22 protein-coding genes are annotated in these 25790 nt (G+C 58.0%); 8 read left to right on the top strand and 14 right to left on the bottom strand.

Translation table 11 applies throughout. The annotated features are described in order from the left end of the window. Positions 1-1038 (top strand): DNA polymerase III subunit delta, encoded by a 1038-nt coding sequence (gene holA, locus QRN85_RS19690; RefSeq protein ID WP_112964558.1) that lies wholly within the window; start codon positions 1-3, stop codon positions 1036-1038. Positions 1039-1243: 205 nt separating this feature from the next. Here holA and fdxA read toward each other — a convergent pair whose 3' ends face one another. From fdxA to QRN85_RS19670, 4 genes are all read right to left on the bottom strand, one after another. Further along, entirely contained in the window at positions 1244-1582 is a 339-nt protein-coding gene (gene fdxA / locus QRN85_RS19685; protein WP_062589308.1) for a ferredoxin FdxA, read from the bottom strand. A gap of 234 nt (positions 1583-1816) precedes the next feature. After that, positions 1817-2230: an RNA-binding S4 domain-containing protein gene (locus QRN85_RS19680; protein ID WP_162238091.1), complete on the bottom strand. Its 414-nt coding sequence runs from the start codon at positions 2228-2230 to the stop codon at positions 1817-1819. A 96-nt stretch (positions 2231-2326) separates the two neighbouring features. Then, the gene (locus QRN85_RS19675) at positions 2327-5398 is read right to left on the bottom strand and encodes a helicase-related protein (RefSeq protein ID WP_113170503.1); all 3072 of its coding nucleotides are present in this window, start codon (positions 5396-5398) and stop codon (positions 2327-2329) included. Between the two features lie 270 nt (positions 5399-5668). Next, on the bottom strand, positions 5669-6910 hold the full coding sequence (locus QRN85_RS19670; RefSeq protein ID WP_284759830.1) for a ubiquinone biosynthesis hydroxylase: 1242 nt from the start codon (positions 6908-6910) through the stop codon (positions 5669-5671). A 59-nt stretch (positions 6911-6969) separates the two neighbouring features. On the opposite strand from QRN85_RS19670, the gene tesB reads away from it, so the two are divergent. The 6 genes from tesB to QRN85_RS19640 all read left to right on the top strand — a co-directional run bounded on the left by tesB (position 6970) and on the right by QRN85_RS19640 (position 14441). After that, positions 6970-7854 (top strand): acyl-CoA thioesterase II, encoded by an 885-nt coding sequence (tesB, locus tag QRN85_RS19665; protein ID WP_062589130.1) that lies wholly within the window; start codon positions 6970-6972, stop codon positions 7852-7854. Positions 7855-8066: 212 nt separating this feature from the next. After that, entirely contained in the window at positions 8067-8417 is a 351-nt protein-coding gene (locus tag QRN85_RS19660) for a P-II family nitrogen regulator (RefSeq protein WP_062589132.1), read from the top strand. Between the two features lie 28 nt (positions 8418-8445). Next, complete coding sequence (locus tag QRN85_RS19655) at positions 8446-9867, top strand: ammonium transporter (protein ID WP_062589134.1); 1422 nt, start codon at positions 8446-8448, stop codon at positions 9865-9867. A gap of 195 nt (positions 9868-10062) precedes the next feature. Continuing rightward, entirely contained in the window at positions 10063-12687 is a 2625-nt protein-coding gene (locus tag QRN85_RS19650; protein ID WP_284759916.1) for an FtsK/SpoIIIE family DNA translocase, read from the top strand. Between the two features lie 91 nt (positions 12688-12778). Then, on the top strand, positions 12779-13495 hold the full coding sequence (locus tag QRN85_RS19645; RefSeq protein ID WP_502870807.1) for an outer membrane lipoprotein carrier protein LolA: 717 nt from the start codon (positions 12779-12781) through the stop codon (positions 13493-13495). A 142-nt stretch (positions 13496-13637) separates the two neighbouring features. Next, positions 13638-14441, top strand: a complete 804-nt coding sequence (locus QRN85_RS19640) for an exodeoxyribonuclease III (protein ID WP_062589136.1) — start codon at positions 13638-13640, stop codon at positions 14439-14441. Here the strand turns inward: QRN85_RS19640 and QRN85_RS19635 are convergent. Then, on the bottom strand, positions 14438-14899 hold the full coding sequence (locus QRN85_RS19635; protein WP_284759828.1) for a cyclic nucleotide-binding domain-containing protein: 462 nt from the start codon (positions 14897-14899) through the stop codon (positions 14438-14440). The two genes, QRN85_RS19640 and QRN85_RS19635, sit on opposite strands and share 4 nt — an antisense overlap. A 113-nt stretch (positions 14900-15012) precedes the next feature. Further along, complete coding sequence (locus QRN85_RS19630; RefSeq protein ID WP_062589139.1) at positions 15013-15696, bottom strand: response regulator transcription factor; 684 nt, start codon at positions 15694-15696, stop codon at positions 15013-15015. 191 nt (positions 15697-15887) lie between these two features. Here QRN85_RS19630 and QRN85_RS19625 point away from each other — a divergent pair, with 191 nt between their 5' ends. Further along, positions 15888-16436, top strand: coding sequence for a L,D-transpeptidase family protein (locus QRN85_RS19625; RefSeq protein ID WP_284759827.1), 549 nt, complete (start codon positions 15888-15890; stop codon positions 16434-16436). A gap of 58 nt (positions 16437-16494) precedes the next feature. Here QRN85_RS19625 and leuC read toward each other — a convergent pair whose 3' ends face one another. From leuC to rplS, 8 genes are all read right to left on the bottom strand, one after another. After that, the gene (gene leuC / locus QRN85_RS19620; protein ID WP_284759826.1) at positions 16495-17904 is read right to left on the bottom strand and encodes a 3-isopropylmalate dehydratase large subunit; all 1410 of its coding nucleotides are present in this window, start codon (positions 17902-17904) and stop codon (positions 16495-16497) included. Positions 17905-17969: 65 nt separating this feature from the next. After that, positions 17970-18137 carry a hypothetical protein gene (locus QRN85_RS19615; protein WP_162238090.1) on the bottom strand — a complete coding sequence of 56 codons (168 nt, stop codon included), beginning with the start codon at positions 18135-18137 and terminating at the stop codon, positions 17970-17972. A 27-nt stretch (positions 18138-18164) separates the two neighbouring features. Then, the gene (locus tag QRN85_RS19610) at positions 18165-19286 is read right to left on the bottom strand and encodes an ABC transporter permease (RefSeq protein WP_284759825.1); all 1122 of its coding nucleotides are present in this window, start codon (positions 19284-19286) and stop codon (positions 18165-18167) included. A gap of 1 nt (position 19287) precedes the next feature. Further along, positions 19288-22005, bottom strand: coding sequence for a ribosome-associated ATPase/putative transporter RbbA (gene rbbA / locus QRN85_RS19605; RefSeq protein ID WP_284759824.1), 2718 nt, complete (start codon positions 22003-22005; stop codon positions 19288-19290). Then, entirely contained in the window at positions 22002-23021 is a 1020-nt protein-coding gene (locus QRN85_RS19600) for an HlyD family secretion protein (protein ID WP_284759915.1), read from the bottom strand. The genes rbbA and QRN85_RS19600 overlap by 4 nt, the downstream gene beginning before the upstream one ends. A 162-nt stretch (positions 23022-23183) precedes the next feature. After that, a complete protein-coding gene (locus QRN85_RS19595) occupies positions 23184-24008 on the bottom strand; it encodes an amino acid ABC transporter permease (RefSeq protein ID WP_284759823.1) in 825 nt (274 codons plus the stop codon). A gap of 18 nt (positions 24009-24026) precedes the next feature. After that, complete coding sequence (locus QRN85_RS19590) at positions 24027-24830, bottom strand: transporter substrate-binding domain-containing protein (RefSeq protein WP_284759914.1); 804 nt, start codon at positions 24828-24830, stop codon at positions 24027-24029. A gap of 229 nt (positions 24831-25059) precedes the next feature. Continuing rightward, positions 25060-25605: a 50S ribosomal protein L19 gene (gene rplS, locus QRN85_RS19585; protein WP_062589152.1), complete on the bottom strand. Its 546-nt coding sequence runs from the start codon at positions 25603-25605 to the stop codon at positions 25060-25062. Positions 25606-25790: the final 185 nt, after the last annotated feature.

Here is a 25790-nt window from a genome sequence, read left to right as displayed (position 1 = left end):
ATGACGGAAATCAAGTCGCATGAATTCGAACGCTTCGCCGAAAAACCGGCGGAGCGTTTTCGCGTTTTCGTGCTCTACGGCCCTGATCGCGGCCTGGTCTCAGAACGGGCCTCCCTCATTGCGGCCAAGACCGGCATCGATCCCAATGACGCCTTCGCCTCGCTCAAGCTGACGGCCTCCGATCTGCAAGGCGATCCCGGTCGACTGCTGGACGAGGTGAACTCGATTGGCCTGTTTGGCGGCGAAAAGCTTGTCTGGGTCAAGGGCGCGGCCAATGAGAAGGCACTTGTGGACGCCCTTCAGGTTCTATCGGACAATCCCCCCGAATCGAGCTTTCTGATTGTCGAGGCAGGCGATCTCAAGAAAGGCACTGGCCTGCGCAAGATCGCGGAGCCATCCCGCGCGATTGCCGCCATCCCATGCTATGCCGATGATGCAAGGGCCATCAATGCGTTGATCGATCAGGAGCTATCGACCGAGAACCTGCGCATTTCGCCAGCGGCACGCCAGAGACTGACGGAATCGCTGGGTGGTGATCGCATTGCCTCTCGCAATGAGGTGCGCAAGCTGGCGCTCTATTGTCGCGGTCGCGATGTGATCGAAGAGGATGACGTGATGTCGATCATCGGCGATGCCAGCATGGTGTCAGCAGATGATGCCGTGGATGCGATACTGAAGGGCGACCGAAACGCTTTCTTTCACGCCACGCAGAAAATCATCGCGTCCAAGACACCCATCTTCCTGGTCCTGCAAGGATGCCTTCGGCAATTCCAACTTCTGGATCAGATGCGGGCTGAGATGGACGAGAAAAAGCTGCAGGCGGGTCAGGTCATGCAGACGATGGGACGAGGCGTCCATTTTCGTCGCAAGCCGGTCATCGAACGCGCGCTGCGTACATGGCAGCCAGCAGCGATTGCGCGTGAAATGAACCGACTACAGGCCGCCATCCTGCAAAGCCGCCAGCGGCAAAGCCTGGAGGAAAGCGTGGCATTGCTGACGCTGCTGTCCACCACCTTGCAATCCGGGCGTGCCGGGTAGGCGTCTTCAGAAATTAAAAAAGCCTACACGGTAAAAACGTGAGGCCTCGAAAGCATATGGAGTTTTGGTTTTTTCCGTCATTCCGGCCTTGAGCCGGAATCCAGCAGCGCCGTGTCTGCGGCACGGAGGAGTTCTTTTCGATCACGGACGTGAGCGAACTGCCGCCCCCGGATCAAGTCCGGGGTGACGGAGCGGATTGGAACAATCAGTCGCCCTTGCCAGGCTCTGCCGAAAAATAGAGATCGAGCTTTCCTTCGACGCCATCCATTTCCTTGGCTTCCGGCAGCGGATCGCGCTTCACCGTAATGTTGGGCCAGATAGCCGCATATTCGGCGTTCAGCTTCAGCCACTTGTCGAGGCCCGGCTCGGTATCGGGCTTGATGGCCTCGGCAGGACATTCCGGCTCGCATACACCACAATCGATGCATTCGTCGGGATTGATCGCCAGAAAGTTCTCACCCTCATAGAAACAATCAACCGGGCAGACTTCGACGCAGTCGGTATATTTGCACCGAATGCAGTTATCGGTCACGACATACGTCATGATGGACTCCAGATATGCAGGCCGGATCAAATAGCTTGGAAGACAAGCGATCGCCCGGAATTCAGACAGGGCATTTTCGCAAGTGAGGTAATGCCTTTGACCAGATTTAGCAAGGATAAACGATACTGAAAAACCGGCCGATCTTGGTGGTTTATTCCAATCTGCACGTCGAGTTCGCCGCAGTCTCAGGCATAAGCGGGCGCGTAGATCGTCCGGATCGGGAAGCCCGCGTCCCTAGTCGTCGCCATTCTCGGGCATCAACCGATCAAGGGCGCGGCGCTCCTTCTTTGTCGGTCTGCCGCTACCCGGTTCCCGGACCGCCTGTTCCAGAAGCGTCAGGCGCTCACCGGGCGGGCGTGGAGGGGTTTCGTCGTCATAAAGAAGCTTTGCCTCCTCATAGGGCCCACGCCGCTCTCCGGACGCTCTGACGACCAGAATGCGATCCATGCGTTCGAAGCTGATATCCAGCCTGTCGCCGATCTTCACCATATGGCTTGGCTGGCGAACCGGCGCGCCATTCACCCGCACATTGCCGGACTGGATATAGCTCTGCGCAAGGGATCGGGATTTTGCCATGCGGGCAAAGAATAGCCATTTGTCGAGACGCTGGCGTCCTTGGTCCTGTGTTGGTTGCTTCTCGCCCATCATGCATTCCAGGAACATTGCGCCGTGGGGTCCCACAGGACATGCATCGGCGCAAATGAAAAGGCCTTCTGCTTTTCACGAAAACAGAAGGCCATGATCTTACTTCTTCAGCTGTTCCTTGAGAGCAGCCAGCTTTGCGAAAGGTGAATCCGGATCGAGTGGCTTCTCCTTGCGCGGTGGTTTTGCCTCGAAGCGCTGCTGACCCTGCGGCTTGCCACCGCGGTCATTGCGATCGGGGCGGTCCTTGCGCTCGCCACGGTCATGGCGCTCATTGCGGTTATTGTTGCCGCCATTGCGGTCCGGACGGGCGCCTTCGCGCTTGCGGTCACCGTCACGCTTGCGGTCGCCATCGCGGTTGGCGTTATTGCCACGCGGCTGGCCCTGACGCTCCTCGCCACCGTCTGCACGGCGTTCGCCGTGGTTGCGGTTGGCAGGGCGGCGGTTGTCGCTGCGCTGGTTGTCATTGCGGCCACCGGGACGCCACAGAAGAACAGGCTTTGGCTCGGCAGCTTCGGCAGCAACGGCATCGGTCGCAGCCGCATCGTCCGCCTTGGCCTCAACCGGCGTTTCGGCGGGTGCTGCGGCCTCTTCGGAAGCTGGTTGCGCGTCGGCATCGTCCTGAGACGTTTCCTCAGCAGCGGCCTCTTGTGTGCCAGCAGCCTCAGCCACGGTCTCGCCAGCATCGGCACTTGCCTTGGCAGCATCAGCGGATTGACCGCCGAGGAAAGCAGCAGCCTCTTCTGCGCTGACCTGATCCGCACGATAGCCGAGACCCTTGAGGATTTCTTCCATGTCATCGAGCGTGGCGCCGAGGATGGAGAGCATGGCTGTCGTCGTGGTGAAGCGGCGGCCGTCATAGGCGCCTTCCGGACGCGGCTGTGTGCCCGGCTTCCACTGCAACAGCGGACGAATGAGATCGGCAAGGCGTTCGAGAATATCGATACGAACCGCGCGCTTGCCGAGGAAACGGAAGCCTGCAAGCTTGTAGAACATGCGCTCGAAACTTGGATCGGTTACAACGGACGTGCGTCCAGCCGCCAATACCGGAATAAGATCGCCATAGCCGGGCTTTCCGAGACCGTCATTCTTCAAGGCCCAGAGCAGCGTGACAAGCTCAGCCGGAGCTGGCTTCAACAAAGCGGGCAGGAATACGTGATAGGCACCAAAGCGGATGCCATAGCGGCGCATCGAGGCGCGCGCATCCTGATCCAGCGTCTTGACCTCTTCGGTCACGTCGCGACGGAAGAGTACGCCCAGGTTTTCCACGAGCTGAAACGCCAGACCTTTCGCCAGACCCTGAAGATCTTCCGCACGGGAAATATCGTCCAGCGGCTTCAGCACGGTCGCGATCTGATGATTGACGAATCGCTCGATGCGGGCGACGGCGTGGTCGCGCGCATTTCCGCTCAGCTGCTCGTCGGCCAGCATGATGACACGCGGCTTCATGATGTTGTCACCGGCTGCAAGGCGAGCGACAGGCTCACCCAACCAGCGGACGAGACCATCCGAGCTCAGCGCGAGGTCGCCATTCCCGCTGGCATGAAGCCGCGCGGCGCGCGCCTCATATTCCAGCGCAAGCGCCTTCTGCGCTGCGCCTTGCACAGCCTTGGCATCTGGCCCTTCAGCTCCGGCCACCGGTGTAAACCGGAAACCCGCCAATTGGCCGACATGATGTCCTTCAACGAAGACATCACCATTCACACTGATTTCAGCTTCAAGCATCGCATTCTCTCTTAGGCGCCTCATGAGCACAGATGTCCTGCGATCAACAAAGCGTTTCGTCAACCTTTCATGTAGAGCATCGGACAATCGATCTTCGATTTCCCGCGTCTTTTCTTGCCAGTGTGTCGGATCGGCAAGCCATCCTGGGCGGTTTGATACATACGTCCATGTTCTGATCTGCGCAATCCTTGCAGACAACGTATCGATTTCGCCATCTGTACGGTCTGCTCTGCGCACCTGTTCCGCCATGAAATCCTCGTTCACGGCGCCGCGTTTGACCAGATCGAAATAGAGCGTTGAAATCAGGTCGGCGTGTTGTGCAGGAGCGATGCGGCGATAATCCGGCAGCGCGCAGGCTTCCCACAGTTTCTCCACACGCTCGGCGTTGGTGGTAACGTCGATGATCTCAGGATAGCGCGAAAGATATTCCAGCGCCTGCTGGTCGATGGCGGGCAGTGCCCGGGATAGTCCCTGCACGGTTGGCGCCGCATCCAGACTGCCGCGCAAATTGGCAATGGAAGAAAAATCGAAATTCTTCGTGCGCCATTGGAGAACCTTGACTGCATCGAACTGGTGCGACTCGACACGTTCGACAAGTTCATCGTCCAGGGGATCGACACGACCCGTGACGCCAAACGTACCATCACGCAGATGGCGACCGGCGCGACCGGCAATCTGGCCCATTTCGCCGGGATTGAGATTGCGGAACTGATAGCCGTCGAATTTGCGGTCCTGCGCAAAGGCGACATGGTCGACATCGAGGTTGAGGCCCATGCCGATCGCATCGGTCGCGACCAGATATTCAACGTCTCCGTTTTGGTAAAGGCCGACCTGCGCATTGCGGGTGCGGGGAGAAAGCGCGCCCAGCACCACAGCGGCACCGCCGCGCTGGCGGCGCACCAGCTCGGCAATCGCATAGACCTCATCAGCGGAAAAGGCGACGATGGCGGTGCGTTGCGGCAGGCGGGTGATCTTTTTTTGTCCGGCATAAAAGAGCTGCGAAAGCCGTGGCCGCTCGACCACCACAATGCCCGGCAAAAGCTTTTCAAGGATGGGTCGCATCGTGCCTGCGCCCAAAAGCAGTGTTTCCTCACGTCCGCGCAGGTGCAGAATTCGGTCTGTGAAGATGTGGCCGCGCTCAAGATCGCCGGCCAGCTGCACCTCATCGATAGCGACGAAGGCGGCCGTCGTTTCACGCGGCATCGCCTCCACAGTACAGACGGAATACTTTGCCTTTGGCGGTGAAATCTTTTCTTCGCCGGTCACCAGCGCGACATTCGGTGCGCCGACCTTTTCCACCAACCGGGTGTAAACCTCACGCGCAAGCAGCCGCAACGGCAATCCGATGACGCCACTTCCGTGCGCGACCATCCGCTCGATGGCGTAATGCGTCTTGCCGGTATTGGTAGGGCCAAGAACGGCCGTAACACCGCGGCCGCTCAAGATCATGGGGCGAAAATTCAACGTACTATCCGTGAAATCGACTAACTGATTGTTTCACAACACATTCGGAATAGATTCCGCCGCATCGCCCCACACACATGGCAATCGCGCAGCTCAAAGGCAAGGAAAGAAACCACAAAAGCTGCAAAAGCCGTTCGTTTTACATGAATAGTGAAACGGACCGGGTGCGGAACAGTCAGCGAACGAATCGGAGACGAATCGCTTAATCCAGCAATTCGTCTTTTGTTCTCTCCCGTCTAGCTCACCATTACTGGTTCAGAGAGGCTGTCCGGCAAGAAGCCGTGGGCCGTTCGGATCGGCGGTGCCCGCAGCCTGGCCGATGAAATAGGATTTGAGAGCTGGAATTCTGTCGACCACCCCCAACCCGAAATCACGGGCGATGCGGATCGGTGCGATATCGTTGGAAAACAGGCGGTTGAGCACATCGGTTGTGACCCCCATTCGCACGGTGTCGAACCGGCGCCAAGACTGATAGCGCTCAAGCACATTGAGAAATCCGATGTCGAGGCCGAGGCGATCCGCCTCGACGATTGTTTCCGCAAGGGCGGCCACGTCCTTGAAGCCGAGATTGAGGCCCTGCCCCGAAATCGGGTGAATTCCATGGGCGGCATCACCCGCAAGCGCCAGACGCGGCGCCACGAAGGCGCGAGCCAGCGTCAGCCCCAGCGGAAAGGCGCGCCTTGGCCCAACCGGGCGCACGGGACCAAGCTTGTGACCGAACCTTCGCTCCAGTTCCTCCTCGAAGACAAGATCGTCGGAGGCCACGAGACGGTCGGCATCCGCCGTGCGCTCCGTCCAGACAAGAGAAGACCGATTTCCTGGCAGCGGCAGGATGGCAAAGGGGCCGGAGGGGAGGAAATGCTCTTCCGCACAGCCGTGGTGGGGTCGATCATGCTCCACTGTCGTGACGATGCCGGACTGGTCGTAATTCCAGTGAACGGTCTTGATGCCCGCCATGCTGCGCAGAGCTGAGCGAACACCGTCGCACGCCACCAGAAGCCGGGTCTCAAGGGTCGAGCCGTCCGAAAGTGTTACCTGGTTGCTGCGGTTGCCCGCGTCGAAGCCCGAAACACTCAGACCATGCCGGATCGTCACGCCAAGCCGCTCGCACACTCCGCGCAAAGCACCGACCATCGCCACATTCGGGATCATGTGAGCAAAAGGCTGACCTTCCGCGACCTCTCCGTCGAAGGTCAGGAAGACGGGACGCACGGGATCGGAGGTCCTGGAATCGGTAACGATCATCTTGTTGATGGGCTGCGCCTGCGGCAGGAGTTCATCCCATATACCGAAGACGTCGAGCATCCGCGTCGCCGCGGCAATAATGGCGGAAGCACGCATGTCGTTTTTCCAGACGCCCTCCGGTGCCGCCTCGATGACTTCGACGCCCAGATGCGGTGCCGCCTGTTTGATTGCCACCGCAACGCCCAGACCGACATATCCGCCGCCCGCCACAACCACGTCAAGCATAACGCCTTCTCCTGCATTCTTGTGCATCTCATGCACGCACTATAGACCATAGGCACAGGTCTTCCTACTGCCGGAGCATGTCGAAAATGTCGCGCCCTATCGAAAACACCGAGCCACTCCAGAAGCTGATTTCAACGCTTGACCTCGAAAAACTCGAGGAAAACCTTTATCGGGGAACGAGCCCCCAGGTTGGATGGCAGCGCGTTTTTGGAGGCCAGGTTATCGCCCAGGCGCTCATGGCCGCTCAAAGGACGGTGCCTGACAACCGCTTCGTCCACTCGCTTCACGCCTATTTCATGCGCCCGGGCGACCCTGCAGTACCTATCATCTATCAGGTCGATCGCATCAGGGATGGATCAAGCTTTGCGACGCGCCGCATCGTGGCGATCCAGCATGGCCATGCAATATTCTCCATGTCGGCATCCTTCCAGATCGACGAAGGCGGCTTCGACCATCAGGCTCGCATTCCCCAGGTGCCGCAACCCGAGGAACTCCTCAGTGAAGATCAGATGCGCGATGCGTTTCTCGCCAAGGCGCCGCCTGCCATAAGGAAATACTGGGAAAACCGACGCCCCATCGAAATTCGGCCGGTTTCTCTGACCCATTATATTTCCAAGGAAAAGCTGGATCCCCAACAGGACATCTGGGTCAGAGCCACCGGCGACGTTCCAGACGACCGCCATTATCAGGCAGCGATTCTCGCCTATCTCTCGGACATGACGTTGCTTGATACGTCGCTTTACGCCCACGGCACCACGATCTTCGATCCGGCGGTTCAGGCGGCAAGTCTCGATCACGCTATGTGGTTTCACCGCCCGTGCAAACTCGATGACTGGCTGCTCTACACACAGGACAGCCCAAGCGCATCGGGCGCTCGTGGCCTGACACGAGGCAGCCTGTTTACAAGGGACGGCGTTCTTGTCGCATCGATGGCGCAGGAAGGCCTGATCCGCAAACTGGCAAATGATTAAATACTAGGCATTTTTTCGATTCTGCATAGTTATTGCGCCTTTTGAGCGGAGACGCGTGCCTATTTTCCGATCTTTTATAAATTAACCGATATTTTTCAGGGAGTTACGCGCAACCATCCAAACTGGCACGCGCCTTGAATGTAGGAGATCAGTCGCTGTTACTGATCTGCCAGCGTCGAGGAGAGCCGGCTTCATGCCGAGGCAAACAAAGGATGGGAAACCAGATGAAAATTGTGATGGCCATAATCAAGCCGTTCAAGCTGGATGAGGTGCGCGAGGCACTGACTGCAGTCGGTATCCAGGGCCTGACCGTGACAGAAGTGAAGGGTTACGGACGCCAGAAGGGACATACCGAAATTTATCGCGGCACCGAATATGCCGTGAGCTTTCTTCCCAAACTCAAGATCGAGATCGCGGTTGCGTCCGATCTGGTGGAGAAGGCCGTCGATGCTATCGCCTCCTCCGCGAAGACTGGGCAGATCGGTGACGGCAAGATTTTCGTTTACTCGATTGAACAGGCCGTGCGCATCCGTACCGGCGAAACCAACACAGAAGCGCTCTAAGCACGGCTGACAGGGGAGTTTTCCAATCATGCAATTAAACAAGCTTTCAACACTTGGTCGGCTCGGCGCTGGCACGGCGGCTCTCTTTGCCCCGGCGCTTGCATTTGCCCAGGATGCCGCAGCGCCTGCGGTTGCCGCGGCTGCACCGGCAATGACGGTCGACAAGGGTGACACGACCTGGATGATGATTTCGACCATCCTGGTTCTGTTGATGATCGTTCCCGGTCTCGCACTGTTTTACGGCGGTCTCGTTCGCACCAAGAACATGCTGTCTGTCCTGATGCAGGTCATGATGATTGCGGCGGTCGCGATGATCGTCTGGGTCACATACGGCTATTCGCTTGCCTTTACCGATGGCGGTTCGCTCAACAGCTTCGTTGGCGGCTTCTCCAAAATGTTCCTGGCAGGCGTCGATACGACGACGCTGTCGGAAAGCTTCACCAAGGGTGCAGCCATTCCTGAGCTCGTTTTCGTCTGCTTCCAGATGACCTTTGCGGCCATTACGCCCGCGCTGATCGTCGGTGCATTTGCTGAACGCATCAAGTTCTCTGCCGTCATCCTGTTCACGATCCTCTGGTTGACATTCGTTTACTTCCCGATTGCCCACATGGTCTGGTTCTGGGGCGGCCCAAGCGCCTATGACGGCCCAACCGGCCTGATCTTCAGCTTCGGCGCAATCGACTTTGCCGGCGGCACCGTGGTTCACATCAACGCAGGTGTTGCGGGTCTCGTCGGCGCGATCATGGTTGGCAAGCGTACCGGCTTCGGCAAGGACATGATGGCTCCTCACTCCATGACGCTGACCATGGTCGGCGCTGCCCTTCTGTGGGTGGGCTGGTTCGGCTTCAACGCCGGTTCCAACCTGGAATCCAACGCCTATGCCGCTCTTGCCATGATCAACACCTTCGTTGCAACGGCAGCGGCCGTCGTGTCCTGGGCACTGGTCGAAAACTTCACACGCGGAAAAGCATCCATGCTTGGTGCTGCTTCGGGTGCTGTTGCAGGCCTCGTCGTCATCACCCCAGCAGCCGGTTTCGTCGGTCCAATGGGCGCAATCGTCATGGGTCTGATCGTTTCGCCGGTCTGCTACTTCTTCGTGTCGACAGTGAAAAACAAGTTCGGCTACGATGACACGGCAGACGTATTCGGCGTGCACGGCGTCGGCGGCATCATCGGTGCTCTGCTCACTGGCGTGTTCGTCAACCCGGCGCTCGGTGGCGCAGGCATCGTCGATTATTCGACAGCTGACTTCGCTGCTAGCTACGCTGGCACGGCAACGCAGGTCTGGGCACAGCTTAAGGGCGTTCTCGTCACCATCGCATGGTCGGGTATCGGCTCGATCATCCTATACAAGATTGTAGACCTCGTCGTTGGACTGCGTGTCCCTGTCGAGGCAGAACGCGAAGGTCTCGACCTCGCCACCCACGGCGAAGCGGCCTACCACTCCTAAGCAGACAGAGACACCGTCTCAGACACGAAAGCCCGGCCACCGCCGGGCTTTCACATTTTTGGAACCTGTCACGGCATCTGAATTTGCATGGTTAATGGCATATTAACCACCGCACCGGTACCTTAGCCTGTCATCCCCGTCCGCGTGACCTATGGCGCGGATCTCGGAAGCAACGAAAGAATGACAGGTTCAGATATGGACAGAGTGAATTCAGCGACGTTCCACGGTCGTGATAACCGCTTCGTGCTGACGGCATTTGTAATGCGCCAGGTCATGGCCCTGTGTGGTTTCGGCATCCTTGCCGCTCTGGCGCTCGGCATGACGGCCTTGGCCACATGGAATGTCGCAGACCCGAGCCTGTCCTATGCGACCGGTAACGAGCCCACCAATCTGCTGGGTCACGGAGGCGCCATCTTCGCCGACCTGATGATGCAGTTTCTCGGCCTTTCAGCTCTGATTGCCATGCTTCCAATCCTCGCATGGGCCTTCGCGCTCATTTCGGGCCGCAGGTTTAACCGTATTCCTGCCCGCCTCGTCGCATGGATCAGCGGTGCGGTCATTGCCTCGGCATCCCTTGGCTGCTTTCCCGCTCCGCTGACATGGCCTCTGCCGAACGGCATTGGCGGCGTTGTCGGTGACATGATCCTGCGCTTTCCCGCCCTTTTCATCGGCGCCTATCCTACGGGCACTTTCGCAACCGTTCTGGGCATCGCATTTGCAGCCCCGGCTGCCTGGCTCATGCTCTTTGCGGCAGGTCTTCTCGGCCACCCGGACGAAGAGGATGAATTCGCCTTGGCGCAAGCCTCGGTGTCCGCAAGGGTCAAAAAGGGTCAGATACCTGCCGATGAGGATGAAGACGATTCCGAAGGCTTCCTCGGCAACTTCCTGGCGATTGGCGCAGTAACCCACTATTGGTACATTACCCAGGCGCGGTTCCGTCGGCTGTTTGGCATGAAACCGAAATCCATGCGAAATGAGTTCGAGCAGCCCTATGATTTCAATGACTACGAATTTGGCACGCTGAACGAACCATCGCGCCTCAAGACAGCCATCAACAGGCTGGATCGGGCCGAACCCTCCTTCGAAGAGCGCGCGGAAGCCCGTGCGCGCGGCGAAATGTCTCCGCCGCCGATCTCCATGGGCCACGATGATGATGAGGATGACGAGAGCGATTTGTCCGGCGTCCAGTCTGGCGAAGCGAAGTTCTCCGCCCGCCCGCCCGCGGGACAGACGCGGATCACCGCCCCCTCTGCCCGGCCCAAGCCAAGCGAGCGGGTTGCGCGCGATGCCCAGGCTTCATTCATTGCCTCCGACGGCTTCCAGCTTCCCTCGGTACATCTTCTCGCAGAGCCGAAAAGCGTCGTGCGCGATGCCACCCTGAACGCCGACGTTCTGGAACAGAATGCCCGCAGACTTGAGGGCGTTCTGGAAGATTTCGGCGTCAAGGGAGAGATCATCCATGTGCGCCCCGGCCCCGTGGTCACCATGTACGAGCTGGAACCCGCACCAGGCATCAAGTCTTCGCGTGTCATCGGTCTGGCCGATGATATCGCCCGCTCGATGAGCGCGATTGCCGCCCGCGTCGCCGTGGTCCCTGGCCGCAACGCCATCGGCATCGAGTTGCCCAACAAGATCCGCGAAACCGTCTATCTGCGGGAATTGATTGCATCGCGTGATTTCGAGAACAACAAGGCCAAGCTTCCCATGTCGCTCGGCAAGACGATCGGCGGCGAAGCCGTTATTGCTGACCTTGCCAAGATGCCGCATCTGCTGGTGGCCGGCACCACCGGCTCGGGTAAATCCGTTGCCATCAACACCATGATCCTGTCGCTGCTCTACCGCATGACGCCGGAGCAGTGCCGCCTCATCATGATCGATCCAAAAATGCTGGAACTCTCCGTCTATGACGGCATCCCGCATCTGCTTTCTCCCGTCGTCACCGATCCGAAGAAGGCCGTTGTTGCGCTGAAATGGACAGTGCGCGAGATGGAAGAGCGCTACAAGAAAATGTCGAAGATCGGTGTGCGCAACATCGATGGCTTCAACACCCGCGTTCAGCAGGCGCTGGACAAGGGCGAAGTACTGACGCGCACGGTCCAGACCGGTTTCGACCGACAGACCGGCGAAGCCATGTATGAGACGGAAGAGTTCGACCTGAAGCCCCTGCCCTACATCGTTGTTATCATCGATGAAATGGCCGACCTGATGATGGTGGCGGGCAAGGACATCGAAGGCGCCGTCCAGCGGTTGGCGCAGATGGCGCGTGCTGCGGGCATCCACGTCATCATGGCCACGCAGCGTCCGTCCGTCGACGTGATCACCGGAACGATCAAGGCCAACTTCCCGACCCGCATTTCCTTCCAGGTCACCTCCAAGATCGACAGCCGCACGATCCTCGGCGAACAGGGTGCCGAACAGCTTCTCGGCATGGGCGACATGCTCTACATGGCGGGCGGCGGGCGCATCCAGCGTGTGCACGGTCCATTCGTGGCGGACAACGAGGTTGAAGACATCGTTGCCTACCTGAAGACGCAAGGGTCACCGGAATATCTCGAATCCATCACCGAAGAGGATGAGGACGAAGATGGCGGCGGCCCCGCCGGGACAGGCAACATGGCCGAATCTGACGATCCCTACGATCAGGCCGTCGCAGTGGTATTGCGCGACGGAAAGGCTTCGACCTCCTACGTCCAACGCCGCCTCGGCATTGGCTATAACCGTGCGGCATCGCTTATCGAACGCATGGAGCAGGAAGGCATAATCGGCCCCGCCAATCACGCGGGCAAGCGTGAGATCCTGGTTCCGACCGAACAGGACTGACGAATCGGATCGGTTGCGGGGTACCACCCGCTACCCATCTGATGTCGGCAACCAAGCCAAGCTTTCGGCGTTATAGCAAACCCCTGATGTCATGAAGCCGCCGCGTTTTTTGGGCATTGAAAAAACGATGAAGGAGAAAAGAATGAAAAAGACTATTCCGGTCGTTTCCGCACGGTCCACTGGCCTTGAAAGCCACATGACGCGACGTGGCGCATTGACCTTGTTTTCAGCAACGGCCGCATTTGCAGCAATGCAGCCCTTTGCTGCCTTGGCACAGGGCGATGCCACCGCACAAAAAATTGCAAATCATTTCTCTTCTGTGAAAACCATGATGGGCGAGTTCGTTCAGTTCGGCCCACGCGGTGAACAGACCGGTGGTAAATTCTATATCGCCCGCCCTGGAAAACTGCGTTTCAACTACGAGGATCCCTCGCCGATGCGGGTGATTTCCGACGGAAAAAACGTCGTCATCGGCAATAACAAGCTGAAGACCTGGGATCTTTATCCTTTGTCGAAGACACCTCTGAGCCTGCTTCTTGCCGACAAGATCGACCTCAACAACCAGAAGGTTCGCGACGTCAAGGAAGAATCCGATCTGACGACCATCGTCTTGGGAGACAAGAGCATATTTGGCGATTCGACCATCACCTTGATGTTCGACCCCAAGACCTTCGATCTGCGCCAATGGACCACCACCGATGCCCAGAACAAGGACACGACGGTGATGATCTTCAACGTTCAGACCGGTATGGCCCTGGACGACAAGGTGTTTGCGATCAACTACGAAGAAGTTCGCGGCAGGGGCTGATCGACGTATCGTCCGCTGTGGGGCCGAATGTAGTCGACCAACTCTGCTCTTTCGGCGTGAACGTCGGGAGAAAGGGATTCCCGTTTCCCTACCGATGATATAAGCCTGCGCCATCTTTCCCCGTGAAGAATGGAACGCAGGCATGACCTTTTCGATAACGACCTGGAACATCAACTCGGTCAGGCTCCGTATGCCGATTGTCGAGCAGTTTCTTGTGCGTTACCAGCCGGATGTCATCTGCCTTCAGGAAACCAAATGCCCGAACGGTGAATTCCCCCTCAAGCCGCTGAAAGCTTTGGGTTATGAGCACGTCATCATCCATGGTCAGAAGGGATATCATGGCGTTGCGATCGCTTCCAAACTTCCGATCGTTGAAGATCACCGACAGGACTATTGCGGCATTGGCGACGCGCGGCACATATCCGGCATCGTTCAGGTCGGCGCACGCCGCATACGCCTTCATAATTTCTACGTTCCAGCAGGTGGCGATGAGCCGGACCGCTCGATAAATCCGAAGTTCGGTCACAAGCTGGATTTCATTGAAGAGATGAGGGCTCTCAAGGCCGACACGGTACCAGGCACCTCATCCATTCTCGTCGGCGACCTCAACATCGCACCACTCGAAAACGATGTCTGGTCTCACAAGCAACTCTTGAAGATCGTCAGCCATACGCCGGTCGAGACCGATGGATTGCTGAAAATTATGGAAGAAGGCAACTGGCTGGACCTCATGCGCCTGAAGGTTCCCGAAAGCGAGAAAATCTACACGTGGTGGAGTTACCGCGCCAAGGATTGGGAAGCTGCCGATCGCGGTCGACGCCTTGACCATATCTGGTCGTCACACGATCTTGGACCGGCGCTTGACCGCGTCGATATTCTAAAGGAAGCGCGTGGCTGGAACCGCCCCTCCGACCACGTGCCGGTCACCGCTCACTTCAAGTTCTAGGTTCGGGAAAAACGTCCCTGCAGTGCTGTCGCGCCTGCCGCAAGCGCAGCGATGTTGTCACGAAGGCGAGCCATAACGACATTGGCGACGTCGGGGAATTCTTCAATCATGCGATGGAAAAGGATCCGTGTTATGCGGATCACCTCTGAATCCTCTACCGCAACCGCCGTGTATTTGCGCTCGCAGAGCGTAAACAAGGCAAGTTCCGACAGCATCGTGCCGGCGGAGGTCGTTGCCTGAAGCTCGGGCTGCCCGCCGCGTCCGGAGCTGTAGAGAGAGAAGCCGCCACGGGCGATGACGAAAGCGCATTCCGCGGGAGAGTGCTCGCGAAATAAAGCCTGCCCCTCGTTTATTCTTCTTCGCTCTGCGCCGAATGCGATCAGCCGCAGCTGATCGTCGGAGAGTCCCTGAAACAATGGCACTTTCGCCAGAAGCTGAATGTCGTCGTTAAGTGCCATCGCGTTTCACGTCCTGAAGTCCCGCAGTCTCAACGGTTTCGAACAAAAATGCCGTCAAGACAAGTGCCGCACCGAGATATTGCTCGGCCGGCACCTGTGCAAGCTACCGAACTTTAGGGAACGATCTTGTAGCCGCCATTCTCCGTTACCAGCAACTCGGCGTTGGAGGGGTCGCGTTCGATCTTCTGCCGGAGGCGATAAACATGGGTTTCCAGCGTATGGGTCGTAACGCCTGAATTATAGCCCCACACTTCTTCCAGCAGCACATCGCGCGTGACCACGGCATTTCCGGCGCGATAGAGGTAACGGATGATCGCCGCTTCCTTTTCAGTCAGCCGGATCTTCTTGCCGTCCTCGGTCGTCAGCAATTTCTGACTGGGCTTGAACTGATAGGGTCCGACCGTAAAGACGGCGTCCTCGCTTTGCTCATACTGGCGCAACTGCGCGCGAATGCGGGCAAGCAGCACGGCAAAACGAAATGGCTTCGTGACATAATCATTGGCGCCAGCTTCGAGGCCGAGGATGGTGTCGGAGTCCGTATCATGCCCTGTCAGCATGATGATAGGCGACTTAAATCCATTCTTTCGCATCAGCTTGACTGCTTCACGGCCATCCATATCGGGAAGACCGACATCCATGATCAAAAGATCGACCTGCGTGGATTTAGCAGTCTGGATAGCGGCATTGGCGTTGGCACCGGTCAGAAGAGAGAATTCCTCATAGGGCGACAACTGCTCAGCGAGCGTTTCGCGCAGGTCGTCATCATCATCCACCAGCAAAAGTGTACGGGCCGTCATATGGTCTCAGCCTTTCCTTATATCGTCAAATATGCCTCACTCAGGGCATTGATGCACGCATTATAGACATAACTATGCTTTCGTGAGCTAATTCAGCGGTTTGGCGCCGCTGCGTCAACCCTCCGTCACCTTATAACGCCGAGCTATGGAGTCACGTTGGCACACCTGCAAAGCAAAATCTCGTGAGAATGATGGTTACTCGCCCAACAAAACCGCAAAAATCAAAATCTGCACTCTTGGTTCGCCCCGCCCCGCGCAAGCAAAGCAGGGCTTTGCTTCAACTTGGCCACATCACCATTCCGGTTTCCATCGGCCGCAACGGACGAACAGCCAAAAAACGCGAGGGAGACGGAAAAACTCCGATTGCGACCTTGCCAATACTGAGCGGCTTCTATCGCGGCGATAAGGGATCGATGGCCAAAACATCGCTAACGATGCATCGTATTCAGAGGAGCATGTTGTGGTGCGATGCGCCTTCAAGCCCGAGTTACAATCGGCTGGTCAAAGCCCCTTTCAAAAGCAGCCACGAGGAGATGCTGCGACAGGATGGACTTTACGACGTTTGCCTCGTTCTGGACTGGAACGTCACCTCGCGGCGTCGCAATGCCGGTTCGGCCATCTTCATGCATATGATCCGGCCGGGCTATGAGCCGACGGCTGGCTGCATAGCACTTCATCCACGCGACATGCGCCGCGTGCTGCCCTATCTCTGCAAGGGCAGGAAAATCAGGGTGCTCTAGGCACTCGATGTGAAATGGCCGGGACCTGTCTGTTGGTCCCGGCCACGAGCTCTTTCGCTTATTGCCACTCGCGAATATCGACGAAGTGACCGGCCACAGCGGCAGCCGCAGCCATGGCCGGAGACACGAGATGGGTCCGGCTTTTATACCCCTGGCGGCCTTCGAAGTTCCGGTTCGAGGTCGAAGCGCAACGCTCGCCCGGAGCCAGACGGTCATCGTTCATGGCAAGACACATCGAGCAGCCCGGCTCACGCCATTCGAAACCGGCTTCAAGGAAAATCTTGTCCAGACCTTCCTTCTCAGCCTGCTCCTTCACGAGGCCTGAACCCGGAACGATCATGGCTGACACGGTCGGGGCCACCTTGCGGCCTTCCACGACCTTGGCGGCTGCGCGCAAATCCTCGATACGACCGTTGGTGCAGGAACCAATGAAGACGCGGTCAATGGCAATGTCCGTCATCCTGGTGCCAGGCTTGAGGCCCATATATTCCAGCGCGCGATGCTTGGAGTTGCGCTTGTTCTCGTCGGCAATTTCATTCGGGTCAGGCACGGTGCCCTGCACCGACACCACGTCTTCAGGTGACGATCCCCACGATACGATCGGCGGCAGGTTGGCGGCGTCCAGCACCACGATCTTGTCGTAATGCGCGCCTTCGTCTGACTTCAATGTCTTCCAATAGGCGATCGCCTGCTCCAGCACTTCACCCTTGGGCGCGCGCGGCTTGTCCTTGATGTAGTCGAAGGTGGTTTCGTCAGGCGCGATCAGGCCAGCGCGCGCGCCGCCTTCGATGGTCATGTTGCAGACCGTCATGCGACCTTCCATGGAAAGAGAACGGATTGCTTCACCGGCAAACTCGATCACGTGGCCGGTGCCGCCCGCGGTGCCGATTTCACCGATGATGGCCAGGATGATATCCTTGGCGGTAACGCCGTCCGGAATTTTGCCATCCACACGCACCAGCATGTTCTTGGCCTTCTTCTGGATGAGCGTCTGCGTTGCAAGAACATGTTCCACCTCGGACGTGCCAATACCATGTGCGAGGGCACCGAAAGCGCCATGCGTCGATGTATGGCTATCGCCGCAGACGATTGTCATGCCGGGAAGCGTAAAGCCCTGCTCCGGGCCGACGATGTGGACGATACCCTGGCGCTTGTCGCGCTCGGAATAATATTCGACACCGAACTCGGCAGCATTCTGGGCGAGAGCCTCTACCTGAATGCGGCTTTCCTCGTTCTTGATGCCTTCAAGACGGTCGGACGTGGTCGGTATGTTATGGTCCACCACCGCCAGCGTGCGCTTGGGCGAATGAACCGGGCGACCGGCCATGCGCAGGCCTTCAAAGGCCTGTGGGCTCGTCACCTCATGCACGAGGTGACGGTCGATGTAGAGAAGACAGGTTCCATCAGGGTCGCGGTTGACGACGTGATCGTCCCAGATTTTATCATACAGGGTGCGAGGTGCGCTCATGGCTATATCCATCGAGTTTCTGAAAAAGGATTTGGGTTCGCGAAAAGGCTGATAGCGCGTGGCTATCAGGCGAACGTAAGTCGCGTATTAAGCGCCCCGGAAATATCCGCGAAAAAGCGTGCCGGCAGACGCTTGTGGTCCTGCAGCACGAAAATGTTTTGCGCCAGACATCCGAATTTCGATCCCATGACACCGCTTTTAGCAGTTTCCGCGGGCGTCGGCAATTCAAACATTGCCAGACGCCGACCGGGGAATGTCCATCAAGCCGCAGACATCAGTGTGCGGCGAAAGCGGAACAGCGCGATGGTGAAGAACGCTACACCGATCAGCACCAGCGCTGCCATAAGGTGCCAGACGAGCGGGAACCCGGCGCCACGATACAGGATGGCCTGCGACAATGCGACGAATTGCGTCGAGGGTGATAGCTGCATGACATAGCGCAGCCAGTCCGGCATACTTTCCATTGGCGTGGTGCTGCCTGACAGCATGTTCATGGCAATCAGCACCGGAATGGCGATGAGGCCGAACTGCGCCATGGAGGTCGAGGCTGTGGCGATGAGGATGCCAAGCGACGTTACCGAGAACTGGTAGAGAACGGCCGCCAGGATGAACAGGCCGAGCGACCCCGCCACTGGAACCTTCAACACTTGGCCCACCACGACCACGAGCGATAAGATTGCCGCAACCACGATAACAGTGCCATTCGACCAGATTTTCGCGAACATGATCTCTCCCGGGCTGACAGGCATGACCAGAAGATGCTCGATCGTTCCCCGTTCGCGTTCACGAATGAGCGCAGCACCGGTCAAAATCACCGACAGCATGGTGACGTTGTTGATGACCTGCATGACGGCGGAAAACCACATCGACAGCAGGTTGGGATTAAAACGGGCGCTGACCACCAGATTGATGGGCGAGGAGGTCTCCGTCTGTGGCAGGGCGGCAGCCACCTCCTGCTGGACAATGCTCTGGATATAGGCGGCGCCATTGCCCGCCTGGGACATGGCAGTCGCATCGATATCGATCTGAACCGTGGGCTCGAGACCCTTGATCGTGTCCTGCTCGAAGCCGGGTGGGATTTCCAGAACGAAAACATACTTGCCTCTGTCCATCGCGGCATCGACATCCGTGGCGTCGATCAGTGCCGGCTCCTTGAAGAACGGCGCGATCAGGCCATCGCGAAGCCGCTCCGACAATCTGGAGCGATCCTCATCCACCACAGCGACAGAGGCGTTCCTGACCTCCATATTGGCACCCGTCGCCACGGTGTAAATGGCAATGGTGAAGGTATAGACGATCAGCACCAGCATGACGGAATCGGCCCGGAGACTATAAAGCTCCTTGATGCCGAGGCGCAGAATTCGGGAAAGACTTTGTCTCATGTCATGCACTCCGCTTGCGCAAGGCCACAAGCGCCATGGCAATGAAGCCGATGCCAAAGCCCGAAAGCATCAAGAGATTGGTCCAGAGTTCGGCAAATCCAAGCCCTTTGGTGATGATGCCGACGCTGATGGGCTGATACCATGCCGAGGGAAAGACGAGCCCCATCAGGCGTCCACCACCCGACAGGGACGACACGGGGACGAGCAGGCCGGAGAAGTTGACAGCGGGGATCATCGCAATGATGGACGTCGCGAAGATCGCCGCCACCTGACTGCGCACGAAGCTCGAGACGACCAGACCGAACCCGGTTGCGGCAAACACATAGACCAGCGAAGACAGGACGAGCATGATAAGCGATCCCTTGATATGCACCCCGAAGATGAAACGGGTGATCAACAGCAGAAGAATGAAGCTGGCAAAGGAAATGGCAACATAGGGCAGTTGCTTGCCGAGCAGAAATTCCAGCCGCGTCACGGGAGTTGCCTGAAAATTGGCGATAGAGCCGGTTTCCTTCTCCTTCACGATGCCCAGCGCCGACATGATTGCCGGAATGAGAATGAGCACCAGAACAATCACGCTCGGCACAATGGCATTGGCGCTTTCAAAACTCTGGTTGTACCGATAGCGGCTGCTGATCTGAACCACGGCTGAGGACGTGTATTTGCCAGTGTGCCGGGCTTGCACGTCAGCGAGATAGTTATTGACCAGCCCGGTGATATAGCCACGCGCTGTTTCGGCACGAAACGGCATTGCTGCATCAAGCCAGACCGAAACCTCCGGCGTCGTGTTTCTTTCGAGATCCCGACCGAAATCCGGCGGTATCTCGACCGCCACGCTCAGGCTTCCGTCCTGCAGTCGCTCCTGCAATTCCCGGGAGGAGGTAATCGGCGCACGTTCCGTGAAATATCGGGAGCCCTGGAGACTTTCGATCAATTGCCGGCTTTCTGCGGACTGGTCCTGATCGTAAACGGCAAATGGCAGATGTTCCACGTCGAAGGAAACACCATATCCGAAGGTCAGAAGGAGGATGGCAGGTCCCAGGAGGGCGAAGACCAGACGGGCGCGATCCCGCAGAACCTCAAGCATTTCTCGCCGCGCGTAAGCCCAGAGCCTTCCGGGTGCAAAACTGCGCAACGGTGCAGGCTGCTGCTCGTGCTCGATTGTCTCTGTTGTATCCTTGATACTGTCGGCCCCCATGCCCGCTTCGGTAAGAACATCGATGAAGGTTTCTTCAAGGCTGTCCTTTTTCCGCTGCCTGCACAACGCCTCGGGTTGGCCAACGGCCAGAACCCGTCCCTGATGCATCAGCGAGATCCGATCGCATCGAGCAGCTTCATTCATGAAGTGGGTGGAGAGAAAGATCGTGACGCCATCGGTCCGCGACAGCGTCATCAGGGAACGCCAGAACGAGTCGCGTGCAACAGGATCGACACCCGAGGTCGGCTCATCCAGAATGAGCACTTCCGGCTGGTGAATGACCGCCGCCGCCAATTGCAGTCTTTGGCGAATACCAAGAGGCAGGTCGTCCGGGCGCTTTTCCACCACCTCAACGAGGTCGTACTCGTCCAGCATCTTGTCGACCCGCGGCCCTACCTCCTGCTGGGGCAAATCGTAAAGCTGCGCGTGGAGCGTCAGATTTTGCCGGACCGTCAATTCGCCATAGAGCGAAAAGGCTTGCGACATATAGCCAATGCGTTTTCGCGTTTCCATGTCGCTTGCCAGAAGCGGCTGGCCGAATAACTTGGCCACACCTTCGCTGGCAGGCAAAAGACCCGTCAGCATTTTCATGGTCGTGCTCTTGCCGCTGCCATTCGATCCGAGGAAGCCGAAAATTTCGCCTTTTGGAATGCGAAAGCTGACATTGTCGACAGCCTTGAAATCACCGAAGCGGCGCGTGAGCCCTTCCGCTTCAATGGCAGGCGGCCCATCGGCAAATACGCGCGCAGGCAGGGCGACCAGCGGCTCCGGTTTTTGCGCAACTGGCATCAATTCGGCGAAGGCCTCATCCAGGGTGGATTTGCCAGCCAGCTTCTTTATCTTATCGGGACTTCCCGTACCCAAAATCCGCCCGGCGTGAAGCGCAGCGAGCCAGTCAAAGCCCTCTGCCTCCTCCATGTAGGCGGTAGCGACGATCACGCTCATGCGCGGCCGCCGGGCGCGGATACGCTCGATCAATTGCCAGAACTGACGGCGTGACAAAGGATCGATGCCGGTGGTCGGCTCGTCCAGAATGAGCAGATCGGGATCATGCAGCAGGGAGGCGCAAATGCCGAGCTTCTGCTTCATCCCGCCGGACAGCTTGCCCGCCGGGCGGTCGCGGTAGGGCGCCAGTCCGGTGACGAGAAGCAGCTCGTCCAGGCGTGTGCGGCGCTGCTCCTGGTCCTGCCCGAAAAGCCTGCCGAAAAAATCGAGATTTTCGGCCACGCTCAAGGTCGGATAGAGATTGCGCCCCAACCCTTGCGGCATATAGGCCAGACGGGCGCAAACCGTGCGGCGATGGCTGGAACCGGCCATATCGCCATCGAGCACCTCAACCTTGCCCTGCTGGATACGCGTCACGCCCGCTATGATGCCCAGAAGTGTGGACTTCCCGACGCCATCAGGGCCAATCAGACCCACCATGCAGCCTGCCGGAATATCCAGATCGATCCCATCAAGGGCCGTCACCTCACCATAGCAGTGGGTGACGGATTGGAAGCGTGCGACAAAGTCTGTCATTGCGGCAGCTTTGCCTGCAATTCGCCAGGCCAGACGGTTGCCGGATTGGTGCGCACATAGCCTATGCCGCGAATACCGGTCTTGATCCGGCTTTCATAGTCCTTCAACAGCTCGGGCGCGATCTTGAGCTTGACGCGGAACATCAGCTTTTCGCGCTCGTCGGCGGTCTCCACGGTCTTGGGCGTGAACTGCGCCTCTGAGGCAACGAAGGAGACGGTGGCCGGGATGACATATTGCGGGATGGGATCGAGAATGATGCGAGCATCGTCGCCAATGGCCAGCTGCCCCGCAGCCTTTGCCGGAACGAAAATGGTCATTGTCACATCGGTCAGGTCGAGCATCGTGGCAATGGGCGCGCCTGCGGATACCACTTCGCCCTTCTGCACCAGCTTGTATTCGATGCGCCCCCGTGTGGGGGCCTTGAGAACGGAATCGTCGATCTGGGACTGGATGCGCGCCACTTCGGCCTGCGCCGCTTCAGACGCTGCCGCCGCATCGGCGCGGCTGGCAATGGCCGATTTCAGCGCGGCTTCGGCAACCCGCAACTGGCTTTCGCGCGTATCGCGCTGCTGAAGCGTGCCGCTGCCCTTTTCGCTCATGGTCTTTGCGCGCTCATATTCCTGCCTGGCAAGCGCAAGTTCGCTTTGCCGCTGGGCAATGGTCGCATCGGCCCCGACCTCATTGGTCAGGCTCTGGCGCACCTTGGCCTTGTCGCCGACCAGTTCCGCATCGAGATCGGCCGTATCCATACGCGCCAGCACCGTGCCTGCCTCGACGCTCTTGCCTTCTTCAACGAATATTTCCGCCACACGACCACCAAGCTTGGCTGCAACGAGAATTTGCTGAGCCTCTATCCGTCCGTTCGATGTGGCAATATCGGGCGAGATCTTCTGACCGGACAATCGGCTCCACAGGGCCTCGAAGCGGCTCTTCAACGCCTTGTCATTGTCAGCTGCCGAGCTCGGCTGGGCAAGAGCCACTGCAAGCATGGCCGTGACCAGAAGGTGTTTCTGCATCTTGATCAAAGCAAATCTCCGATTGGGTTAAATCGTTGCGAGAATGGACGATGCGCAAACATGTCGCAGTTTCGCTGAGCTCGCTTTGACATGTGTCAAAGTGACGATGATGACGGAGCGACACTTTCCGCTTAGAGCGTCTCTCCAACTAATAAGGAAATGCTAGTGGCCGGAACTGTCCCGGGCGCGCATCCGCTTTTCGATGCGCCTTAACAGCAGGGACAGGCCAATGGTCAGGAAGAGGTAGATATAGGCCACGATGGAATAGGTCTCGAAGAAGCGAAAGCTGCCGGAGGCGTAAATCTTGCCCGCCTGACTGATGTCGGCAACGCCGAGAACCGAGACGAGCGAACTGTCCTTGACGATGGCGACAAAATCATTGGAAAGCGGCGGAAAGATCACCTTGATCGCCTGCGGCAGCACGATGAGGCGAAAGCGCTGAAAGCGATTGAGGCCCAGCGATTTTGCAGCCTCGGTCTGCCCCTTGTCGACCGACTGGATACCTGCACGAAAAACTTCGGCAACGAAGGCTGAATATCCGATGCTCAGCGCAATGATCGCCCGCCACATCAAGGAGACATCCCGCACCAGCAGCGGCTCGGCCCAGCCTGCCTGCACCAGCGGAGCGATGATCGCATTATAGAGCGTCACAAAGCCGGGGGCGCCCACAAAGGCGATGTAGAACAGCAGGATGAGGACAGGAATGCCGCGAATGACCTCGATATAGAATCGGGACACCTGCCGCAGGATGATGCTGTCAGCCATGCCCGCCAGCGCAATCAGCAGGCCCAGCAGGGAGGCCAGTGCAAAGCTGACGATGGTAACGAAGATGGTGATACCAATGCCGTTGGCGACGGTTTCGAACACCTGCCGATAGACGTTGTTGACGGCAATGAGAATGGCCAGCGCCAACGCAATCAGGCCAAGCGCCACCAGCCACCAGGGATAATCATCCGTCTTGCTGCCCGGCGATGTCTGCGGTCCCATACTATCAGGTCCTGACGCTTACTGGCCCATCTTGTAGGTGACGAACCATTTCTGGTTCAGCGCGTCCATCGTGCCATCGGCCTTCATGGCGGCAATGGCTGCATTGATTGGCGGGATCAGGTCCGAGCCTTTGGGAAAAACGAAGCCGAAATCTTCAGCACCCATCGGCTCACCAATGATTTTCAGCCCGCCATTGGAGGCTTCCACATAGGCTTTTCCGGCAAAGCTGTCGCTCAGCACCAGATCGACGTCACCGGTCTTGAGGGCCTGCATGGTTGCCCCAAAGGTTTCCATCAGCTTGATGCGCGGGTTCTGCTCGTTTCCATCGAGCAGCTCATAGACAGCTGTGTAAAACGGGCTGGTGCCCGGCTGCGCGCCGATCAGGCCCTTTTCGAATGCTTTGAAGCTCTTGGCATCGGTAAAGCGGGCTTCATCGCCACGCACCAGCATCACCTGTTGCGAGCGCATATAGGGATCGGAAAAGTCCACCTTTTCCTTGCGCTCTTCCTTGATGGTAATTCCGGTCATGCCGAAGTCATACTGCCGGTCCGACACCGCCTGCAGCATCGCATCCCAGGAGGCGTTCTGATACTCGACCTTGAAGTTCAGCCGCTTGGCCATTTCGTTGACTGCATCATATTCCCAGCCGATTGCCGTGCCCGAGGAAGGGTCAACAAATTGCAGTGGCGGATAGGCATTCTCGGTAACCACGACCACCTTGCGCCCCTTGAGATTCGGCAGATCGGCGGCTGAGGTCAGCGCAGGCGACAGGGTCGCAACGGCAAGGGCGAGGGCAGCGAAAAATGAGCGTCGGAACAATATGGCTTCTCCTGCTGGCAATAGTCGAAAATGACATGGTTTGGCAGAGCCGGGCAAGGTATCGCCTACCAAAAGACAGGGGATTTTGGGTTATGGCTATCCGCAACCTTCGTCGCGCTCATGTCCGCCAACAGGCGGCCAAAGAAAAAGGCGGCCCGAAGACCGCCTTTTCAAATAATCCCGAAGGGAAAGCTTATTCAGCTGCGCCTTCAGCAGCCTTTGCTGCTGCAGCTTATTCAGCTGCGCCTTCAGCAGCCTTTGCTGCTGCAGCTTCTTCGGCTGCCTTGGCTTCAGCGGCTTCTGCTGCTGCCTTTTCGGCGGCCAGAGCCTGTGCTGCTGCAACCTTTTCAGCTTCGATGCGTGCCTTTTCTTCGGCAGCGGCCTGACGCTCAGCGTCGTTGAGCTTGCGAGCGCGAACGCCGGTGTCTTCAACGATACGAGCGGACTTGCCGCGACGGTCGCGCAGGTAGTAGAGCTTCGCGCGGCGAACCTTACCGCGGCGAACGATTTCAACGCCTTCAACCAGCGGCGAGTAAACCGGGAATACGCGCTCTACGCCTTCGCCGTAGGAAATCTTGCGAACGGTGAAGCTCTCGTTGATGCCACCGCCGGAACGGGCGATTACAACGCCTTCATAAGCCTGTACGCGGGTACGGTTACCTTCCGTAACGCGCACGTTGACGCGAACGGTGTCACCTGGAGAAAATTCAGGAAGCGTGCGCTTTGCTTCGATCTTGGCAGCCTGTTCGGCTTCCAGCTGTGCGATAATGTTGGTCATGTTAACCTCTGATTTCTTCTGAAACAGCCAGAGCGCTCAACTGTCATCCCTTGAAACCAAGTCTCGGGACCATGCCTTGCGGCAGGAGCGGGTTCACCATTCTTTGCTTGCGGTTAAAGGGGTAAACCCCAGTTCCACGCGGGCCATTACAGCAAGATGACGCATTTGTCATCCCTCTTGTGACA

The organism is Agrobacterium sp. fls2-241-TYG-188a (genome assembly GCF_030209845.1).
The sequence above is the reverse complement of the archived record's forward strand: the minus strand, read 5'-3'. Positions and strand labels throughout refer to the sequence as shown.

Excerpts from the sequence above, each read along its gene's own strand:
- QRN85_RS19610 (WP_284759825.1), bottom strand. The coding sequence starts at position 19,286 with ATGAGACAAAGTCTTTCCCGAATTCTGCGCCTCGGCATCAAGGAGCTT.
- QRN85_RS19635 (WP_284759828.1), bottom strand. The coding sequence starts at position 14,899 with ATGGCACTTAACGACGACATTCAGCTTCTGGCGAAAGTGCCATTGTTT.
- QRN85_RS19650 (WP_284759916.1), top strand. The coding sequence starts at position 10,063 with ATGGACAGAGTGAATTCAGCGACGTTCCACGGTCGTGATAACCGCTTC.
- QRN85_RS19600 (WP_284759915.1), bottom strand. The coding sequence starts at position 23,021 with ATGCAGAAACACCTTCTGGTCACGGCCATGCTTGCAGTGGCTCTTGCC.
- QRN85_RS19625 (WP_284759827.1), top strand. The coding sequence starts at position 15,888 with ATGGTTACTCGCCCAACAAAACCGCAAAAATCAAAATCTGCACTCTTG.
- QRN85_RS19630 (WP_062589139.1), bottom strand. The coding sequence starts at position 15,696 with ATGACGGCCCGTACACTTTTGCTGGTGGATGATGATGACGACCTGCGC.
- fdxA (WP_062589308.1), bottom strand. The coding sequence starts at position 1,582 with ATGACGTATGTCGTGACCGATAACTGCATTCGGTGCAAATATACCGAC.
- QRN85_RS19655 (WP_062589134.1), top strand. The coding sequence starts at position 8,446 with ATGCAATTAAACAAGCTTTCAACACTTGGTCGGCTCGGCGCTGGCACG.
- QRN85_RS19680 (WP_162238091.1), bottom strand. The coding sequence starts at position 2,230 with ATGATGGGCGAGAAGCAACCAACACAGGACCAAGGACGCCAGCGTCTC.
- leuC (WP_284759826.1), bottom strand. The coding sequence starts at position 17,904 with ATGAGCGCACCTCGCACCCTGTATGATAAAATCTGGGACGATCACGTC.
- rplS (WP_062589152.1), bottom strand. The coding sequence starts at position 25,605 with ATGACCAACATTATCGCACAGCTGGAAGCCGAACAGGCTGCCAAGATC.
- QRN85_RS19640 (WP_062589136.1), top strand. The coding sequence starts at position 13,638 with ATGACCTTTTCGATAACGACCTGGAACATCAACTCGGTCAGGCTCCGT.
- QRN85_RS19675 (WP_113170503.1), bottom strand. The coding sequence starts at position 5,398 with ATGATCTTGAGCGGCCGCGGTGTTACGGCCGTTCTTGGCCCTACCAAT.
- QRN85_RS19595 (WP_284759823.1), bottom strand. The coding sequence starts at position 24,008 with ATGGGACCGCAGACATCGCCGGGCAGCAAGACGGATGATTATCCCTGG.
- QRN85_RS19660 (WP_062589132.1), top strand. The coding sequence starts at position 8,067 with ATGGGAAACCAGATGAAAATTGTGATGGCCATAATCAAGCCGTTCAAG.
- holA (WP_112964558.1), top strand. The coding sequence starts at position 1 with ATGACGGAAATCAAGTCGCATGAATTCGAACGCTTCGCCGAAAAACCG.
- tesB (WP_062589130.1), top strand. The coding sequence starts at position 6,970 with ATGTCGCGCCCTATCGAAAACACCGAGCCACTCCAGAAGCTGATTTCA.
- QRN85_RS19670 (WP_284759830.1), bottom strand. The coding sequence starts at position 6,910 with ATGCACAAGAATGCAGGAGAAGGCGTTATGCTTGACGTGGTTGTGGCG.
- QRN85_RS19645 (WP_502870807.1), top strand. The coding sequence starts at position 12,779 with ATGAAGCCGCCGCGTTTTTTGGGCATTGAAAAAACGATGAAGGAGAAA.
- QRN85_RS19615 (WP_162238090.1), bottom strand. The coding sequence starts at position 18,137 with ATGTTTGAATTGCCGACGCCCGCGGAAACTGCTAAAAGCGGTGTCATG.
- rbbA (WP_284759824.1), bottom strand. The coding sequence starts at position 22,005 with ATGACAGACTTTGTCGCACGCTTCCAATCCGTCACCCACTGCTATGGT.